Genomic DNA, 19,496 nt, shown 5'->3' with positions numbered 1-19,496 from the left:
TAATAAAGGGGAAGATTGCATTGTGTAGTCAGATGTTAGCTTTATAAACTAAATTGATATTTTTGGAGGATAAAAATGAAAAAATTAAGAGCAATATTGTTGGTCGCGGTGATTGGGTTGATTTCAATTACGTTGGCGGCTTGTGGACAATCAAGCAAAAAATCAAGTTCCACGAAGAGCCAAACACTGAATCTGAGTACAACAGCGCCGCTAGACACCATTGACATTTCTAAGTCTACCGGCTATGGCCAAACCGGCAATAATTTTGAGAGCTTTTATCGATTAGGCAAAGATGGTAAACCAACGGCCGGGTTGGCTAAAAGTGCTAAGAAGTCAAAAGATGGCAAGACTTGGACGTTTACCTTACGGAACGCCAAGTGGAGCAATGGCGACAAAATTACCGCCCAAGACTTCGTTTATTCATGGCGAAGAACTTTGAACCCTAAGACAAAGTCAACGTATGCTTATCTTTTTAGTGGGATTAAAAACGCGGATAAAGTCAATGCAGGCAAGTTGTCACCAAATGCGGTTGGAATTAAAGCAGTCAATGATCGGACGGTTGTGATTCAATTGGATAAGCCAATTGCTTATTTTAAGGTCTTGATGGCCTATCCGTTATTTGGCCCCCAGAATCAAAAAGTTGTTCAAAAGTACGGCAAGAAATACGGAACCAAGTCCCAATATATGGTCTATTCAGGCCCGTTCAAGATTGAGGGCTGGAATGGCACCGGTAATAAGTGGCAGTTTGTTAAAAATAATCAGTATTGGGACAAAAAAGCCGTTAAGCTTCAAAAGATTAATTATACGGTTGTTGCCAGCCCAACAACTGGTCTTGAATTATACCAACAAGGTAAGCTTGACTTAACACCGCTGTCAAACCAGCAAATTAAAAATTATAAAAACAATTCTGAATTCAAACAATACCCTTACTCACTGGTCAGCTTCTTGGAATATAATTTTAAAGATGCCAATTCAACGAAGCGAAAAGTCATGAGTAACCGAAATATTCGAACGGCGATTTCGCTTTCAGTTGACCGAAAGCAGTTGACCAAAAAAGTATTGGGTGATGGTTCGGCTACTCCAACTGGGTTCGTGGCTTCCAAGCTAGCCAGTGATCCGAAGACGGGAGTCGACTTTGCTAAGCAACAGACGGTGGCTAACACCGTTGACCATAACGAAAAATTGGCTAAGCAATACTGGCAAAAAGGACTCAAACAAGTTGGCGTTAAAAAAGTTAGTCTCTCAATCCTGGCATCTAGTGACGACCAGACCACCAGCCCAGTGACCCAATATCTAAAGGCGCAACTGGAAAAGGTTTTGCCCGGGATGACTCTTAATATTCGAAACGTGCCAGGTCAAGTGGCTACCCAAGATGCCCAAAAAGGGGAATTTGATATTTACCTGTCTGGCTGGGGCGCTGACTTTAACGACCCGATCTCGTTCTTACAAATTCCAGAATCAAACACGGCCTATAACTATGGCAAGTATACTAATTCAACTTATGATCGCTTGATTAGCCGCGCGCAGAATCAGGATGCTAATAATGCCGAAAAGCGGTGGGATGATTTGGTTCAAGCCGCAAAATTATTTAATAAGGATCAAGGCATGACGCCGTTGTATCAGCAAGTGACGTCATACTTGCAGAAACCAGCACTAAAGGGAGTTATCCATAATACCGCGGGTACTCAGTGGAGTTACAAATATGCTTATATGAAGTAAGATAAGTGATTATTTCCAAAATAAGAAGTCTTTAGCTGATTAAAAAGTTAGAGGCTTCTTTTTAATATTCAAAGAATAATTTAACATTTTAATTTAACTGCCATTTTTATCATTTCCGTGCTAAACTTGTAGCATCAAACATAATATGAGGTGATTACATGACACGAAAAATAGCTGTTATTGGAATGGGCAATGTTGGTTCAACGGCCGCTCACTACATAGTTGCATGCGGATTTGCGGATGATCTGGTTTTAATTGATACTAGGGAAAAGAAAGTGGAAGCTGATGCGACTGACTTTGAAGACGCAATGTCTAACCTGCCATATCATACGAACATTACGGTTAATGATTATTCGGCGTTAAAGGACGCAGACGTTATTATTTCGGCGTTAGGAAACATCAAGTTACAGGATAATAAAAATGATGACCGGTTTGCTGAACTGCCGTTTACCAGTGAGGCGGTTAAGTCGGTGGCCCCAAGGATTAAGGCGTCTGGTTTCAATGGCATCATCGTTGACATTTCAAATCCAGTTGACGTGATTACATCGATGTATCAACAACTTACTGGCTTGCCAAAGAAACACGTAATTGGAACTGGAACACTGCTTGATTCCTCAAGAATGAAGCGGGCAGTTGCCAAAGAGTTGGGTATCGATCCGCGCTCGGTTTCGGGCTACAACTTGGGTGAACATGGTAATTCTCAATTTACGGCGTGGTCGACGGTTCGGGTATTGGGCCATCCAATCACCGAAATTGCCAAGCAACGTGGCCTTGATTTGAACCAATTAGATAAGGCAGCTCGTGAGGGTGGCTTTAACGTTTTCCATGGTAAGAAGTATACAAATTATGGCGTGGCAACGGCGGCAGTCCGTTTAGCTAATACGGTGATCAGTGATGCTAGAACCCAATTGGCGGTTTCAAATTATCGAGAAGAATTGGATACCTACTTGTCTTACCCGGCAATTGTCGGCCGAGACGGGATTCTCGAAAAGGTGCAACTGGACTTAACAGATGAAGAAAAAGAAAAACTGCAGACTTCAGCTAACTTTATTAAGACTAAGTTTAAGGAGTCGATGAAGAGTTAGTGTGCGCAAAGAAGCGCTTAGCCGCAGTAATATAAGCGTCCCACTCCTCAAATCCCTGTTTTGGATTTGGGAAGTGGGACGCTTATATTGTTGGTGACTGTTTCTCGGAGTGCCATTAGGCTTAGTCGCCTAGAACAGAGATTCCGATTTTGGATTTTGGAATAAGGCCTCTATATTGTTAGCCGAGCGGCTGCTTTTCGCTAAGCAGGCTAAGTGCAGCTCTCACGACTATTGACCATGCTGCCCAATAACCCAGGGCAACGCTACGAAAGCGACTCTTCATCAGGAATGGCAATGGTAAAACCGGGCGCTTCGTCGGAAATAAGCCGATGCGGATTATTGTAATAATAGATGCCAATTTCGTAATTGCTTAGCGCGTTTCGTTTTGCTTGACTGTAGCCGCTTTTGTCAATGGCAGTTTTGATTAATTGGAACCTTGCGCTATCGGACATGCCCTCCTTATAAAAACGCTTATTGAAGTATTTTTGGGCCGCTGGAAATTCAAGAATATTTTTGTATCCCTCAACCGTTGGGCTGTTCCAATCCCAAGGGCTGGCACCACCGGCGGCTTTGGTAAGTTGGATTGATAATTTGGTGTTGGGAAACAGCTTTAAAACTTCGCGGGTTAATTTTTGTGACGGTGATTTCTGAATATAGTTTAGATAGTCGCGATCGGTATCAAAATAACGAAAACCAATATTGTTAAGCCGCTTGTAGTTGGGATTGACGCCAGGGGTTAGGTAACCACGCCAAACGATGCCATGTAATTTGCTACTATCATTGCCGTTAGGAGTGATTCCTTGAACGTAATAATAAACTGACCTTTTTGAATTGTGAGATAGAATTGCTCTTTGGTCATAGTATCGCCAACTATAGTTTTTATAATTTTTTAAATTGGCTTCGGCTTTTGTGTGGTGGCTGTTCCAAAGATAAATATTCTTGGAATTATTGACTAAATGATAGGCACGATCGGCGTTGTTACCAGCAATGACTTTGTCGACGGTATAAGTCGAAGCGGCTTCGACATGAGGCAAAGTCGTGACCCCAATGATTAAGCTCAGTGTAATGAGTGCTAATAATTTAATTCGCTTTTTCCTTGTTAAATCAGCGTTCTTATCCATCGTTAAATCTCCTTGTTTTGCTAATCCCTCAATCATGATCCCTGATCACCAACTTTCGAGTCATCCTCCGCACCGTCCCCGCCGCCCGATCGGCATTAATGTGTTTTAGAATGTTGCTCATACTGACTTTGACGTGCTGGTCCTCATCGGCTTGGGCCGTGTGAACCTCAAAACTATGGTAGATCACATAGTTAGCATGTCTAAATTCAAACCAGTTTGGGGTCAGCTGCTTTTCTTGTTCAGTGATATGTTGATCGGGCCAAACCAAGTAGCGCCAGTGGCCAGCTTTTCGGTATTTTTCGACCTGCCAGCCGGCCTTAAAGTCGGCAATTTCTTGCCAGCGCTGAATGTGGACGTGCTTGATGGCAAAGTAAATAATGGCACTATCGCGAATCTTAGGGTGCCGATAAAAAGTATTAGTCGTGAGCGGCCGATAACGCTTCTTAGCCGCTGGTCGATCACTAGGTGGCCGTGAGCCGGATTTAGACTGAAAAACAATGACGCTACCTAAAACGGTCATCAAGAGAATGAAACTGCCAACTAGTGTCATCATTTTTTTGTAACGCATGGCATCACGCTCCTTATTTGGCTGGCTTTGATCCAATTTTTAAGCGTTAGCGGGATTATTGTTAACCCTGCCAAAAAGCTTAGCGTGCCCATACATATAGGAGATAAGCTAAGAAGCCAACCCAGAGGCTAAGGGAGCCGGCGCCTAGAATTCGTACTGAGCAGATAAAGGTTTCGGTTTTAACCTGTTTGGCGGTAAATAATCGCATTTGCTTTAAGATGAATGGCACTGCTAGAACCACAGAAATCAAGGCAACTGGGTAAACGCCTAAAAAGATTGCCAAAAAAATCAGCAAAATCACAAGCACGTTCATCGCGTTAAATAAGAATACAGAGCGAGAAACGCCTAAATAATGGACAATCGTGTAACGATGATTTAAGCGGTCCTCTTCGGCGTCACAAATATTATTGGCAAACATGATATTGCCGATCCAGATAAATTCTGGAGAGGCGGCTAATAAAATTTCTAACAATAATTCGGCATTCCACGTGAACACTTGATAGGAATTAATGTAAACTGAAATCAAGACGATCATCACACCCATCGTAAAGCCAGAGGCCAATTCACCAAATGGGGTGCTAGAAATTGGGTGAGGTCCAGAGGAATATAGTATGCCAATGGCAAAACAGAATATCCCCATCCAAAGGAGTGGCAAGCCCACTTTGGCTGTTAAATAAAGACCAATCGCAGCTGAGGGACCAATTAAAATGACCAACAAACTATTTAGAAAGGTTGCTGAGATGTTTGCTCGGCCGACAATGTTGGTTTTTGATTTATATTCTTCGGCATCGGAATGGTGAAAATCATTATAGTTGTCCATGACGTTAACAGCCGCATCAAATAAAATCATGGCAATAAAAAATAAGGCCGCGTATAATCCGTTAACGGAATTTAAAAAGTACCAGCTAAAGAAAAGGCCGACGCTAAACGGAAAGGCGCTGGCGCCGAGAATTTTAAATTCAATTAGTTCGGTAAATGTTGATAAATCCATAGGAACCTCCATTTTTGAATCGATTTGTTACAAGGCACAATCAAATTATACCAAAGGAGTGGCAACATGAGCTTAACAAATAAGACCCCGGAGTCACAAGTTGAATCATTGTTTAACGAACTAGCCCCCAACTACGACTCGATGAATTCTTTAATTAGCTTGGGTCGGCATCGTAAATGGCGACAAGTCGCCATGAAAGAACTTCAGCAGTTAACCGGCGCGTTTGTCATTGACGTTTGCTGTGGTACCGGCGATTGGACGGTTGCCTTGGCTAAGGCAGTGGGGCCTTCTGGGCGCGTGGTTGGCTTGGACTTTAGCGAAGATATGTTGGCAATTGCCAAGCAAAAGATAACCGCAGCAGGTGTTTCTGATCGTGTGATTTTCGTGGCCGGAGATGCAATGCAGCTGCCATACACGGATAACGAATTTGATGTTGCCACCATTGGCTTTGGCTTGCGTAACGTTCCGGACGCGAATCGGGTTTTAAAAGAGATGGTTCGCGTCGTTCGACCAGGTGGCCAAATTGAATCGCTAGAAACTTCGCAGCCAACCTCGCCGTTGTTTAAACTAGGATGGTGGCTTTATTTTAAAACCGTTCCAGTGATGGCCCAATTTGCTGTTGGTAAATATCGGGAATATTCATATTTGCAACAAACCGCTAAACAATTTGTTTCTGCCAAAGAGTTAGCGCAGATGTTTCGGCAAGCGGGGATGATCAATGTTTCCTATCGACCGCTTACCTTTGGCGCCGCTGCTTTGCATCTTGGACAGGTAGAAAAGTCAAAATAGCCCTTGCCAATGTATATTAAAACGGCTATCATGTAATTAACTTATTCTAAGGAGTTTTTAATGATGACCAACTTACATCGAACTCATTTGAATAGTTGCCGATATTACTTTTGGTTTTTCCAGATCTGATCTGTGATAAGCCAAGAGATTTTCGTGATGAGAATTTAAAGGCCGCACAGATCAGTTATTGACTGTGCGGGATTAAACCAATGGTGGGGTCCTTTTCAGTCAATCAGCTGACTGTGAAGGGCCCTATTTTGTAGGACAGCTGCGTCAGGCAGAAACCTGCGCCTAAGCCTACTTGCCCAAAAATCCAAGCCCGGGATTTCCGGCCAAGTAAACTTATGCTCCGGTTTCTAACCGCCTGGCTCCGCTCACTTGTTTTAGGACAGCTGCGCAAAGCAGAAAGCTGCACCTAAGTCAACTTGTCCAAAAATCCAGGCCCGGGATTTTTGGTCAAGTAGCCTTAGGCTCCGCTTTCTAAGCGCCTGGCTCCGCTCACTTTTTTAGGACAGCTACGCAAAGCAGAAACTTCCGCATAAGCACCTCGGACGAAAATCCCAAGCCCGGGGATTCCCGTCCGAGGAGACTTATGCTCCGCTTTCTAAGCGCCTGGCTCCGCTCACTTTTTTGGACAGCTGCGCAAAGCAGAAATCTGCGCGTAAGCACCTTTGTGAAAAATTCCAAGCCCGGGAATTTCCCACAAAGGAGACTTACGCTCCGCTTTCTAACCGCTTTGCTCCGCTCACTTATACATTAGGAGGACACACTATGAGTCAATTATCAGAAAAAATGAACAAACGGGTGGCTGCGTTAACGCCCGCCGCAATTTTAACCTTCAATCAGAAGATTTCAACGATTCCAGATATTGTCAAACTTACTTTGGGTGAACCTGACTTCAATACCCCGGAGCACGTGAAACAAGCAGCGATTAACGCAATCAATGATAATGAAAGCCACTACACCAATTCACGGGGAACCGATAGCTTGCGGCAAGCGGCTGCCAATTTCTTGAATAAGAAATATGGTTTGCACTACGATCCGGCAACCCAAGTGCTGATGACCGCTGGCGCCACTGGAGCAATTTACGCGTCGTTAACGGCAATGCTCAATCCCGGTGACACTGTGATTATCCCAACGCCGATTTTCCCGTTATACATTCCGATTGTCATGTTAGCGGGCGCCAAGCCGGTTTTCGTTGATACGTCCGATAATGGTTTTGTGTTATCTCCCGAAAAACTGCAAGCCGCAATCGATGACAACCAAGGGACTGTCAAAGCCGTTATCTTGAACTTCCCGAACAATCCAACGGGTGTGACCTATCACCGAGCTGACTTGGAGAAATTAGCGGCGGTTATTTCTAAGTACGATATGATTTGTTTGAGCGATGAAATTTACAGTGAGTTAACTTACGATGGCACCCACGTTTCGATGGGCTCGATTTTGCCGGAGCAGACCTTAGTCATGAATGGCGTTTCGAAGTCCCACGCGATGACGGGTTGGAGAATTGGGATGATTTGTGGTCCAGCAGCTATTATTGACGAAGTTGCCAAGGTTAGTGAATTTACGATGACATCGTTAGCTACCAACACCCAAGCGGCCGCTGAAGAAGCCTTCAAGAATGGCTTTGACGACGCTCAACCAATGAAAGCAACCTACTTAAAACGGCGGGATTTGTTAACGGCCGGCCTCGCCCAGGCTGGGTTCACCTGCCCAACGCCAGCTGGGGCCTTTTACGTGTTTGCTAAAATTCCAGCTGGTCTGAACCAAAGTAGTGTTGACTTCTGTTATGATTTGGCTAAAGAAGCCCACGTTGCGTTGATCCCTGGTAAATTCTTCGGCGCTGGCGGTGAAGGCTATGTGCGAATCAGTTACGCGGCAAGTACCGAAGACTTACAAAAAGCAGTTGAGCGTATCCAACAATATGTTGCCAGCAAACAAGTTAGTGAAAAATAAAAATGATTTTGCTTGAATGGTGCTGAGCAGGCAATGAGGTGGGGTTAAAAACCCACCAATGAGTATAAACAGCACGATAAAACGAAGAAATCAGGGTAAAAAATGAAAATTTTGATGTACACATCTCGTCCAGATGAGCAAAAGCCAATTGATGATTGGGCTAAGCAGCATAACGTCCAAGTCGACACGAACACGGTGCCATTGACAGCCGACACGGTCAAATTAGCCAAGGGATACGATGGCGTTTCAATTTTACAGCATGGGGCTGTTAGCGATCCCGTCATTTATCAGCAACTGCACGCTTTTGGAATTAAGCAGTTGGCTCTTAGGAGTACGGGTTATGAGATTATTGACTTAAAGCAAGCGGCCGCAAATAAGTTGGTGGTAACTAACGTGCCGGCCTATTCACCGCGTTCGGTGAGTGAATTGGTGTTAGCCCACGTGATGTGGTTATTGCGGCATCTCGGAGAAGTTAAAGCACGCGAAGATCAGGGTGACTTTAGTTGGGGCGGCGTGGAAGCCAAAGAAATTCATACGTTAACGGTCGGCATTATTGGGGCTGGTAAAATCGGCAGTGCTGTGGCCAGAATCTTTAATGCCTTGGGCGCCACGGTGATTGCCGCAGATCCAATTCATCGACCGGAATTAAACGACACCTTAACTTATGTGGATCACGAAACGGTATACAAGACCGCCGATATTCTCACGATGCACACGCCGTTAACTGACGAAACTCACCATATTATTAACGCAAAAGTCTTTCAAGAAATGAAGCCATCGGCCATCTTCATTAATGCTTCTCGAGGACCAGTGGTTGATACACCAGCATTAGTCGCAGCTTTGGAAAACAAAGAAATTGCCGCGGCAGCCATCGATACGATTGAGGGCGAAAACGGGATTGTTGGCCAAGACCTTACCGGCAAGCCGTTAACTAACGAAAACCTAAAGAAATTATTGGCTATGCCAAACGTTAACGTGAGTCCCCACATTGGCTTTTACACGGAAGTGGCAGTAGAAAACATGGTTCAGTTTGCTTTAGACGATGTCTTGGCGGTCTTATCAGGTCAAAAGAGTTCGCATCAAGTTAGTCAATCATAATCAATTGGAGTTAATCGAATGCGTAGAAAAGATCGAGAAGTCATTGACATGGCAGAAATCAAGTCAATCTTACAAGCCTCTCACGTCATTCACAGCGGCTTTCGGACAGCCGATTATCCCTATGTTGTGCCGACAAATTTTGGCTATGAATTTGATGAGCAGGATCGGTTAACCTTGTATATTCACGGGGCCCCGGTTGGCCACAAACGTGAATTAATCAAACAAGATGGCCGGATGGGATTTGAAATTGACGATGGCGGCAGATTGATGACACCAGAAAGCCCTAAGGAAAATACCCCGAGCTTTGCTTATAGAAGTGTGATGGGGTATGGGGATGCTGAATTAATTGATGACTTAGACGTTAAGCGGCATGCTTTGCAGTTGCTATTGTCACATGAAACGGGGCAGTCGATCGACTTGTTTAATATTTCGGAGAAGACGATGGCTTACGTTGGTGTGATTCGAATTCGGGTGAAAGCTTATACAGCCAAGGAACATTTGGCTGGTGAGGCAGGGTTTAGGTAAGATAATCGGTGTTAATAAATAATAAATTGTGGTTGGGAGTAGGATACTGCTCTCAGCCATTTTTTTGATGGTGGGAGTTTGGGATAGGTAGTTAGCAGTTAGGTTAGAGGCATTATCGGATAATTTAAAGGGGCTTTTGGATATCTTGCCATAAATTGAATAGTTTAGATATTGGCATTGAAAACGATTACTAAAAAGATGTTCAAACAATAATAATTCATGGTAAGATTAACTTGCACCGACAATTTGTCCGTATGTGTTGGGGAACACAGGTGCGGATTGATCACATTAATTGATGAGGGGGATATTAATATGGATCAGATTAGTAATCGTAAAAAGCAAGGAACAAGACGGCTTATTAACGCCGCACTTACAGCAATTGTAACGATGTTCCTTGCGTTTTCATTTAGCGTAATAAACGAATTACCAACGGCTTTAGCAGATGATTCAACGCCGGTATTTTGGCAGGGAGGTACCGACGCGCAACACGATACCTGGCTGCATGATCATGTCAACTCAGCGTGGACGACGCAAAAGGCCGCAGATGACATTGATCCGAACGCAACTGGCAAAATTGACGAGTGGATGCCAGATAAAGCGTTGCAGCAATTGGTGTTAGCAGAACTTCAGCATGATGGGGTTCAGGTATCATCCGTTGATCAGATTACTAAAAAGATGATTGAGGATAATCTGACGGCGTTGACCTACTCGGCACGCACAGATACACAGGTTAACAGCCAACAAGCGCTACAGAATATTTTGGATGTTCAGTCATTAACTGGGCTTCAATACGCAAAGGAGCTTACAAGAATTTCAATATCTGCTTATCTTGGCGCTTTCAAAGATTATGGAGGTCCATGGGACGTAACCCCTAGGAAAGGGTACGTTAGCGATATCAGTGCTTTAGCCAACCTATCAAATTTAACTGATATTGATTTTCAGCGAAACCATATTCATGATTTAACGCCGGTAACTAATCTTAAGATGAAGGGTGTGGCCCTTTCTTCCAACGAGATTACTGATATTTCACCTCTGAATAATTCGCAAGCAACGTTGCAGCCAAGCACAGACGTTAACTCGCACATTTTCATATTACCGACTATTCGCTTAAATTCTAATGTTTCAAGTTATACGATGTCATCATTTGTTATTAAAAATATTGACGGGGCCAATGTGCCAGTCCTGCCATACTATTATGATGATTATCAGAAGTCACTAAATACAACGAGATTTGCAAGCTCATACATTAGCACAGCCGATGGTGGCTCTAGCTCCAAAAAAGTACAATCAGTTACTTGGACAAATTTGAATAAGGCCGGTAATTCAGGCTTTCTGACATTGTACTGGGATGATCCGTTGTTTGGGTCGACTGGACATATGTTTGATGGTGCAATTGTTCAGCCATACACTCTCGATGATAGTGTGGGTAATGTTAATGTCCGCTTTGTTCAAAAACTCGCGGATGGTACTGACCAACAACTCTATCAGCAACAAACTTTGTCAGGGGATGCTGGAACGACGTATGATTTGAAAAACAATGCAACCATTCAAGGAATTATTCAAGCGCTTGACCAAAAGTATCGTTTTAATAGTTATACCGTTGATGGTAGTGAGACTGGCACATATAGTAAAACAGCCACCCCAACGGTTACTTACATCTTTAGTGAAAGGTCACAGCCAGTTGCGGCTGAGCCATTAACGATTCACTATGTTTATGTTGACGAGCAGGGTGTGAGTCACACGATTTCAGCTGATCAGGTTGTGAATGGCAGTGTGGGACAGAAATTTGACTTATCAACTGCCCCCTATAAGAAAACTATCGATAACTATACATTTAAGAGCATCACTAATAATCAGTTTGAGTATACGTTGTCGAACGAGGCCCAATCGGTCACGATGACGTATACAAAGAATAGCAACCCAACGCCACCGACACCACCGACTCCAGTGAACCCGGTTAACCCAGTTAATCCGGTGAACCCAGTTAACCCAGTTACACCAACGCCTAATCCAACGCCAACCCCGGGCAGCACAACGACGACTCAATCAGCAACTCCCGGGCTTGCCAAGAAGGGTGAAGCTGTTTATGCTTTGAAGAAGATTTACCTTTACAAGCACAAGGACTTCAAGAAGAACCAGCGAAGTGCCAGTTACGTTAAGAAGCCGCGGATCAATCGACCGATGTTTGTGGTCACAAATTATGCAACGTCCAAGGCGGGCAACCTGCGCTATGTTGTGCGGGATGTCAACCACTACAGCAAGACTGCCGGCAAGAGAGGCTACATTACTGCTAAGTACGCCTATGTTCGCCCAGTTTACTATCACACTTCGCACCAGACACTGACGGTAATCAATCCCGGGGGTGTCAATGAGTACAAGAATAAAAACTTGACGAGCAAGGTTAAGAACTTCAAGCAGGGTACTCAACTGAAAGTTAAGGGATTTGTTAAGCATAACTTGACCACGCGTTATCTCTTGAGTAATGGTCACTACATTACGGGTAACCGGAAGTTAGTGATTTCCGCTAAGACTAAGCAGCCAAAGCAAATTAAAGTTAAGAAAACCATTTACCGTTACAACAACGCTAACTTTGGCAAACGTACTAAGCACATCAAGAAAGGCACTGTGTTAAAGGTTAAGAAGTGGGAATATTCCCACCCATATTCGACGACAACCTTTGGGGCTAAGCGTTATCAAGTTGCTGGTGGTTATGTAACTGCTAATGGCAAGTATGTGAAAATTATCAAGTAATAATTTGTTGACTTCAAAGGAGCAACTGATCAATTTTGGTTGCTCCTTTGAAGTTCATGATTGAGGCTGCCAGAAGCCTTTGTTCTCGGCAGATGATTCTATGAGATTCTCTCTAAGTCGAGTGGATTGATCATCTTTGTGTTCAAAACTGCGAGGGGTAGCTGTTGACTCCCCTTACTTGTCTGACATATCAAAAGTAGTCCCAAAGCGCCGATATTTCTGCTTAGTTGGTTATAAAATAGCAGCTCACACATTAATTATGAAAATGTAATAAAAACAGAGTGTTAATGTTGCGATAAGTTGAGTCGGTTACTATGTTGATGAAGAAAATGAGGAAATGGTGAAGTCGTTTTAAAATCGTTTCCAAATCATAGTAGCAAGATAGTTTGATTAGTTGACATTTCATCCAAACAGGTTCAGTCAATTTTGAGCCTGTTTTTCATTTGAATAAGGTTCAAAATGATTGTAATCAAACTCATTCAAAAGTAGAATATAAGTACTAATTGAGTGAGGTGAGTGATTTTGGCTACTAAAGAAAAGAAAAGAATCCAAGTTCAAGTTGATAAGCAACTGGCTGACAGTACAGAAGCTGTTTTAAACGAATTAGGACTTAATCCAACCGTTGTCATTAACGCTTTATATAGCAGGATTACTGCGACAGGTAGCCTACCATTTGAATTAAAATTATCACCCCGTGAAAAAGCAGATATTGCAGTTGCGGAAGCGTCAAAAAATGTCCCTAATGAATATATTTCTGATCCCAAGAAACTAGAAAAGTGGCTGTCTGATGAAGGTGAATGATGTTGCTATCACTTATGTCAGATTTTTTGATCAAGAGGGCGGCAAAAAAAGACCGGTACTAATTGTCTGGGATAACGGCCAAGAAGTCAGATTCTACAAGCTTACCAGCCAGTTTCAATCTAAATCTAAAAAAATTCAAAATAACTATTTTGAGATTAAGCAATGGAGAGAAGCTGGCCTAAATAAGCCAACATGGATCGATACGACTAAAACCGTCACGACGCTAAAAACAATTGCCAATTTTAAGGTAATTGGAAAACTCACGGTAGCCGATTCGTATCGCCTTTCGAGTTTCTTGCGAAGGTACTAGCTTTTACTTTATATTGAGGGAGTAAGTTAAGTTTAGTTACAATATCAATGTGAGTGGTAGCCATTTGAACACTAAAATGACACCTGACAATCTATGAAGATAGGTCAGGTGTCATTTTGGTAAATTCAATTTGCTCAAGTTTAGTAACAATGTTTATCTATCAACTTTCAGATTGGGCCCCAGCGCCTCCTTGGTCTGATCATGCTTCTTAACCGCCCGGTTGGTCAAAACAACGAATAGCATCGCTAAAGCCGCATAGACTGCACCGCCAAGGCTGATATGATCCAAGCCGACTAGGCCGGTCATGCTAGAAGCGGTTGCTGAACCCAAAGAAATGCCAAAGTTAAAAAAGATTGAGCTTAATGAAGAGGCTAAGACGAGTGATTGTGGATAGTCACTTTCCGCCGTGTTTAAAAAGTGAATCTGAATCGGTGAATTCATGATGGTGACGACTAAGGTTAGAACCAATAGGATCGAGAAGCCAGAAACCTGATTGAGTAACGCAAAGGGCATTAATAGAAGTAGAACAATGTCTGCTAAATAGAATCGTGGCATTAGTCGTAAACTATTAGGGCGGGCCGCCAAGACACCGGACAGTCGATTGCTAATAATACTGACAATGCCGATAATGAATAGCAGCCAGTTTAAGCTCGTCGTGCTGAATCCCAGTGAAGTAGTCAATAGGGGCCGAATGTAGGTGTAGTAAGCATACATCGTAGCAGCCATGAATAAAGTTGCGAAGATGGCAAAGTAGATTCGTGGATCCAGCAGTAACGTTAGTTGATTTTTAATGGTGCCTTGGGTTTGTTTGATGTTTCGAGGCAGGATGAATACTAAGAGAATAAAGGTGATAATAGTTAACACTGAGATGCCATAAAAGGCATAACGCCAACTGAAGTTTGTACTTACAGCAACCCCGATTGGGACGCCAAAGACTGAAGCGATACTAAAGCCGGCAAAGATCCAAGAAACCAATCCCGCCCGTTTGTCTCGGGGCGCAATTGTACTGGCAAACGTCATTACTAAAGAGATGATTGAACCAGCCGTGGTGGCCGTCACCATTCTCGAAATCACCATCAAAAGATAACTGGTTGCAAGCCCACTCATGGTGTTACCAATTAAAAAGACCCCAATTAGTGCCAATAATGTCTTATAGCGACTATAGCGGCTGGTCAAAACAGTTACAAATGGCGTGCTGATGGCGTAAACGGTCGCAAAGATCGTCACGAGATAACCAATGATTGACAACGGCACGTCAAACGTTTTGGAGAGATCCGACAAAATCCCAACGACAATAAATTCGTTGCAGCCTAACATAAACGCAACGAGAACAAAAATAATTGATTGTAATTTAAAACGATTCATTTGCAGTCTCCCTCATGACAGTTAATTTTGCAGTAAGCACAGTATTAAATAGTATCATATTCAATCAATAGCGAAAAGATTAGTTTTCAATTTAAACTAACTTCTTAAACGACTGACACCATGACGTGAGCAATTTCTTTGACATCTCCCCTATAATCATGATGTAATTGGTTGTTATTAATTGACCGAATGGTTTTGATAAGGGGGCGAGGGGGATGCAGCAGCATCGAGAAAATGTTGATGATAATCGGGATCAAGCCGTTACAATGACTGCAATGTTTAAGTTTGTTTTTGGAACGGTTCTCAAGCGACCATGGATTCTGGTCCTTAACGTCGCCGTATTGACGATCTTATCATTCATGGATTTCTTATTACCACAGTTTAATCAATATATTATTGATCACGTGATTCCCAATAAAGATACGGGACGTCTAATCATCGTCGTGGCTTTGTTACTGCTGACGGTTACGATTTCTGGGATCTTTACTTATCTGTCTACTTATTTTATGGGCGTCATGAGTCAAGGGGCAATTACAAAACTTCGAAATCAGTTATACCAATACCTCATCCGGTTAGATACTCACTTCTTTGAATCCAGTAAGACCGGTGACTTGATGGTTCGATTAACGTCTGATATTAATAATTTACAAAACTTGATTTCACCAAATATGTTGTCCCTGATTGGCAGTTTGTTTACATTTATTGGCGTTTTGGGATTTATTTTCTATGTCAATTGGTTAATGGCTTTAGCTGTCAGCTTAACCTTTCCGTTAATCTTTTTAGTCGTTCGGATTTTTCGAACGCGGATTCGGAATTCGTACCAAAAAGCGCGGCAGTCGCAGGCGTTGATGACTAACCAACTGCAAAATACATTAACCCAAATTCAACTGATTAAAAGCTATACAACGGAGGACTTGGAGTCGAGTCGATTTAGCAAGCTTGCTAATCGGAATAAAGATAATATTATCGAGGCAACTCGAAATCAAGCGATTTTTTCACCGTTAATCACGTTTATTCAGTATTTAGGCACAGCAATCGTGCTGTTATTGGGAACGCTATTTGTGTTCAAGAAGCAGTTAACAATTGGTGAGTTGGTTGCTTATCTGAGCTATGTCAGTATTCTTCAAAGCCCCATCAGCGCCTTCTCTAGATTGTTGAATCAGTTTCAGCAATCCTTAGTTTCTTATGGCCGAATTGTTCACATTATTGGTTTGAAACCAGAAATTGTTGATGCCAAAGACGCGGTTAACTTCCCAACTATCAAACAAGGCGTCAAGTTTGATCACGTTACCTTTGCATATGCAGCTGATGAAATGGGTGAAACTCAAAAGCCAGCTATCAAAGATGTAACTTTCGATATCCCATTTGGTAAACAGACTGCATTGGTCGGCCACTCGGGGGCTGGTAAATCAACGATCACTGATTTGTTGGATCGACTCTACGACGTTGATAGCGGCCAAATCTATTTTGATGGGGTGCCGATTAATCACATCAAACTAAAATCATTGCGGCAAAACATCGCAATTGTTTCTCAAGATATCTTTATTATTGATGGGACAATCGCAGATAATATTCGCTATGGCACACCCGGAGCCGCTGATGATCGGATATGGGAGGTTGCTAAATTAGCGGACATTGCCGACTTTATCGATGGGCTGCCAGATCAAATGCAAACGCAAGTAGGTGAGCGGGGCATTCGGCTCTCTGGTGGTCAAAAGCAGCGAATTGCAATTGCCAGAGCGCTACTCAAAGATGCCCAGATTGTTGTTTTGGATGAAGCCACCGCTTCGCTAGATAACGAGTCTGAAAAAACCATTCAGCACGCATTGGAGAATCTGATGGAAGAGCGGACCTCATTAGTCATCGCTCATCGACTATCAACGATTCACAATGCCGATCAAATACTTGTGGTCGATGGTGGTCGAATTGTTGAACGCGGTACCCATGATAGTTTGATGAGCCAAGATGGGTATTATAAGCAGCTGTATGAGGCGCAGTTTGAGTGAAGTTCATCTCCAATCATAAAAACGTTATATTCATATAAAGGACGTCCGAAAATGGCGAGAGAGTTTCGTCGTTATTTGGACGTCTTTTGATCCATAATTCAAATTTCGTATTGATTATTACGAAATGCCGTGACAAGATCCAGGCTTTGGCAGATTAGATGATATATTATTAAGGGGAGTCCAAAATGATCTGAATTGGAGATGACTAACATGTTATTTGATCGAAACGTCATTTTATTCGATGAGCAAGCAACTGACCTCGAAAGTGCCTTGTCAATCTTAGCTGACAGGCTTTACCAAGCAGGATGTGTCACTGAAACGTTTAAACCTGCAATTTTAGCTCGGGAGGCTCAATTTCCAACAGCCCTCAAGACGCAAACAATTGGGGTGGCAATTCCACACACTGATACAGATAAGGTTACAGTGCCCCAAATAGCGTTCATGCGGCTAAAACGGCCGGTTAAATTTCTCCAGATGGGTGATAATACGGAAATTCAGGTTAAATTGATTTTCATGCTGGCTTTAAAAGAATCCACAGATCAGCTGGCGTTACTACAATCTTTAATGGCGTTATTTCAAAATAATCAAATGTTAGGCTATCTTCAGACGGTTCGTGACAAAGACACATTTATCAATATTATGAAAACTGCTGGAATTGCACATTAAGGGGGGTCCCAATGGATATAATAGTTGCGGAGTTACAATGGTTTATGGGGTTAAAAACGAGCGTAATGTTGCCAATCCTCTTATTTGTTTTTGCATTAATTTTAAAATTATCTCCTAAAAAGGCGTTTAAAGCAGGGTTGACGATTGGAATCGGTTTTATCGGTTTGGATTTGGTTTTGGGGTTTTTGACTCAAAATTTGGGCTTAGCCGTTCAGTCAATGATGGCACATTGGGGAATTTCACTTAAAACAATTGACGTTGGCTGGCCAGCTGCATCGGCGATTGCTTATGGAACATTACTTGGCAGTTGTGCGATTCCAATTGGGATTATTTCGAATGTTGTCCTCCTTTATGTCGGCTTAACTAAAACGTTGGATGTGGATATTTGGAACTATTGGCACATTGCGTTCACTGGATCATTGGTATACGTTGCTTCACAAGATTTTTATCTTGGTATCTTAACCATGATTGTTCATACTATGATAATTTATTTGCTAGCCGATCTGTCTGCTCCTTATGTTCAAAGACAGTTTGGGTTAGCTGGGATTTCATTCCCACAAGGCGCTTCAGTTCCGGGATATCTAATTGCGTTACCGCTTAATTGGGTCATGGATCGAATTCCAGGTATCAATCGAATTAAGATTGATGCTAAGACAATCCAAAAACGATTGGGGTTGTTCGGAGATCCACTCATACTTGGTTCATGCATGGGGATTATTATAGGAATCTTTGCCGACTATTCAATTTCTCGAATTCTCGAGTTGGGAGTTAGTACCGCCGCTTTTTTAGTATTGATGCCACGGATGGTTTCTTTATTAATGGAAGGGTTAGCGCCAATTTCTGAAAGAACTAACTTATTGGTTAAATCTCACTTTACGAAACGCCAAGTATATGTTGGCATGGATAGTGCTTTAGCAGCAGGGAACGCGACTGTGCTTTCAACGGCTCTGATACTTGTACCCATTTCACTAATCATGGCGGTCATTGTTCCTGGCAACCATGTTTTACCGTTTGGGGATTTGGTAACTTTCCCTTACATGATTGCTGTAATGGCGGCAGTCTTTCGGGGGAACTTATTTAGAACTTTGATTGGCGGAGGTGTTAGTATTGTGATTAGCTTGTATGCAGCATCGTGGTTAGCACCTATTATTTCAGCCGCCGCGCATGGTGCTAAATTGAGCTTGCCTGCTAATGCTTCTATCTCAGTGTTAAGTGATGGTGGCGTCTGGACAACGTGGCTGATGGTAGCTCTTGGCAAAACGATGACGTGGGGCGGTATTGGCCTGATCGGGTTAGTAACTTTACTGATTATGATATGGTACAATAAATTTCACATTAGTAGTAGTTTAAAGCGTAATTAAAGCTGAAGGGTTAACTTTGAGATAGCGATAATTAATTGAGCCGAACAATGAATAGGTGACTAAAATGAAAACGATTATGATTGTATGCGGTAGTGGTGTGGCAACGTCGACGGTAGCAGAAGGTAAAATTCGAGACTTCTTGGCGTCGAAGGGATTTCTTGATCAGGTTAACACGTTTAAAGGGACAGTTGCCCAGTATATTAATAATATTGATGATTATGATGCTTTTGTCAGCACGGTGGTGGTCCCGGATGATGTAAGGGATCAAGTGATTAACGCTGTTCCATTATTAACTGGAATTGGTGCTGACAGCGTTTATGAGCAAATTATAGATAAGCTTGGGTTTTAAGCAAAGATTTTTATTGATCTAAGATAGAAGCTGAA

17 protein-coding genes are annotated in these 19,496 nt (G+C 42.7%); 13 read left to right on the top strand and 4 right to left on the bottom strand.

Going from position 1 to position 19,496, the window contains the following annotated elements; all coding sequences use genetic code 11:
* Positions 1-75 precede the first annotated feature (75 nt).
* Together YK48G_RS07870 and YK48G_RS07865 are read left to right on the top strand one after the other, a co-directional pair.
* Positions 76-1,719 (top strand): peptide ABC transporter substrate-binding protein, encoded by a 1,644-nt coding sequence (locus tag YK48G_RS07870; protein ID WP_203630180.1) that lies wholly within the window; start codon positions 76-78, stop codon positions 1,717-1,719.
* 158 nt (positions 1,720-1,877) lie between these two features.
* Positions 1,878-2,804, top strand: coding sequence for an L-lactate dehydrogenase (locus YK48G_RS07865; RefSeq protein ID WP_203630179.1), 927 nt, complete (start codon positions 1,878-1,880; stop codon positions 2,802-2,804).
* A gap of 263 nt (positions 2,805-3,067) precedes the next feature.
* On the opposite strand, the gene YK48G_RS07860 is transcribed toward YK48G_RS07865, so the two are convergent.
* The 3 genes from YK48G_RS07860 to YK48G_RS07850 form a co-directional block, all read right to left on the bottom strand.
* Entirely contained in the window at positions 3,068-3,925 is an 858-nt protein-coding gene (locus YK48G_RS07860) for a hypothetical protein (protein WP_203630178.1), read from the bottom strand.
* A 28-nt stretch (positions 3,926-3,953) separates the two neighbouring features.
* The gene (locus YK48G_RS07855) at positions 3,954-4,493 is read right to left on the bottom strand and encodes a hypothetical protein (RefSeq protein ID WP_203630177.1); all 540 of its coding nucleotides are present in this window, start codon (positions 4,491-4,493) and stop codon (positions 3,954-3,956) included.
* Between the two features lie 79 nt (positions 4,494-4,572).
* A complete protein-coding gene (locus YK48G_RS07850) occupies positions 4,573-5,484 on the bottom strand; it encodes a 1,4-dihydroxy-2-naphthoate polyprenyltransferase (RefSeq protein WP_203630176.1) in 912 nt (303 codons plus the stop codon).
* Between the two features lie 66 nt (positions 5,485-5,550).
* Between YK48G_RS07850 and YK48G_RS07845 the strand changes: the two genes are divergently transcribed.
* The 7 genes from YK48G_RS07845 (at position 5,551) to YK48G_RS07815 (ending at position 13,714) form a co-directional block, all read left to right on the top strand.
* Positions 5,551-6,273 (top strand): demethylmenaquinone methyltransferase, encoded by a 723-nt coding sequence (locus YK48G_RS07845; protein ID WP_203630175.1) that lies wholly within the window; start codon positions 5,551-5,553, stop codon positions 6,271-6,273.
* A gap of 771 nt (positions 6,274-7,044) precedes the next feature.
* Complete coding sequence (locus YK48G_RS07840; protein ID WP_203630174.1) at positions 7,045-8,229, top strand: aminotransferase class I/II-fold pyridoxal phosphate-dependent enzyme; 1,185 nt, start codon at positions 7,045-7,047, stop codon at positions 8,227-8,229.
* Between the two features lie 102 nt (positions 8,230-8,331).
* Positions 8,332-9,327 carry a D-2-hydroxyacid dehydrogenase gene (locus YK48G_RS07835; RefSeq protein WP_203630173.1) on the top strand — a complete coding sequence of 332 codons (996 nt, stop codon included), beginning with the start codon at positions 8,332-8,334 and terminating at the stop codon, positions 9,325-9,327.
* An 18-nt stretch (positions 9,328-9,345) separates the two neighbouring features.
* On the top strand, positions 9,346-9,852 hold the full coding sequence (locus YK48G_RS07830) for a pyridoxamine 5'-phosphate oxidase family protein (RefSeq protein WP_203630172.1): 507 nt from the start codon (positions 9,346-9,348) through the stop codon (positions 9,850-9,852).
* A 312-nt stretch (positions 9,853-10,164) separates the two neighbouring features.
* Positions 10,165-12,603 (top strand): DUF5776 domain-containing protein, encoded by a 2,439-nt coding sequence (locus YK48G_RS07825; RefSeq protein ID WP_203630171.1) that lies wholly within the window; start codon positions 10,165-10,167, stop codon positions 12,601-12,603.
* A 522-nt stretch (positions 12,604-13,125) separates the two neighbouring features.
* The gene (locus YK48G_RS07820) at positions 13,126-13,404 is read left to right on the top strand and encodes a type II toxin-antitoxin system RelB/DinJ family antitoxin (RefSeq protein ID WP_203630170.1); all 279 of its coding nucleotides are present in this window, start codon (positions 13,126-13,128) and stop codon (positions 13,402-13,404) included.
* Positions 13,391-13,714, top strand: a complete 324-nt coding sequence (locus tag YK48G_RS07815; RefSeq protein WP_203630169.1) for a hypothetical protein — start codon at positions 13,391-13,393, stop codon at positions 13,712-13,714. Before YK48G_RS07820 ends, YK48G_RS07815 begins: the two co-directional genes overlap by 14 nt.
* Before the next feature lie 153 nt (positions 13,715-13,867).
* On the opposite strand, the gene YK48G_RS07810 is transcribed toward YK48G_RS07815, so the two are convergent.
* A complete protein-coding gene (locus YK48G_RS07810; RefSeq protein WP_203630168.1) occupies positions 13,868-15,079 on the bottom strand; it encodes an MFS transporter in 1,212 nt (403 codons plus the stop codon).
* Positions 15,080-15,294: 215 nt separating this feature from the next.
* Between YK48G_RS07810 and YK48G_RS07805 the strand changes: the two genes are divergently transcribed.
* From YK48G_RS07805 to YK48G_RS07790, 4 genes are all read left to right on the top strand, one after another.
* The gene (locus tag YK48G_RS07805) at positions 15,295-17,085 is read left to right on the top strand and encodes an ABC transporter ATP-binding protein (protein ID WP_203630167.1); all 1,791 of its coding nucleotides are present in this window, start codon (positions 15,295-15,297) and stop codon (positions 17,083-17,085) included.
* A 210-nt stretch (positions 17,086-17,295) separates the two neighbouring features.
* Positions 17,296-17,751: a PTS sugar transporter subunit IIA gene (locus YK48G_RS07800; protein WP_203630166.1), complete on the top strand. Its 456-nt coding sequence runs from the start codon at positions 17,296-17,298 to the stop codon at positions 17,749-17,751.
* 11 nt (positions 17,752-17,762) lie between these two features.
* Positions 17,763-19,112, top strand: a complete 1,350-nt coding sequence (locus YK48G_RS07795) for a PTS galactitol transporter subunit IIC (protein WP_203630165.1) — start codon at positions 17,763-17,765, stop codon at positions 19,110-19,112.
* 64 nt (positions 19,113-19,176) lie between these two features.
* Positions 19,177-19,461 carry a PTS sugar transporter subunit IIB gene (locus YK48G_RS07790; protein ID WP_203630164.1) on the top strand — a complete coding sequence of 95 codons (285 nt, stop codon included), beginning with the start codon at positions 19,177-19,179 and terminating at the stop codon, positions 19,459-19,461.
* Positions 19,462-19,496: the final 35 nt, after the last annotated feature.

The sequence above is a fragment of the Lentilactobacillus fungorum genome, from assembly GCF_016860605.1.
Lineage (GTDB): Bacteria > Bacillota > Bacilli > Lactobacillales > Lactobacillaceae > Lentilactobacillus > Lentilactobacillus fungorum.
The sequence above is the reverse complement of the archived record's forward strand: the minus strand, read 5'-3'. Positions and strand labels throughout refer to the sequence as shown.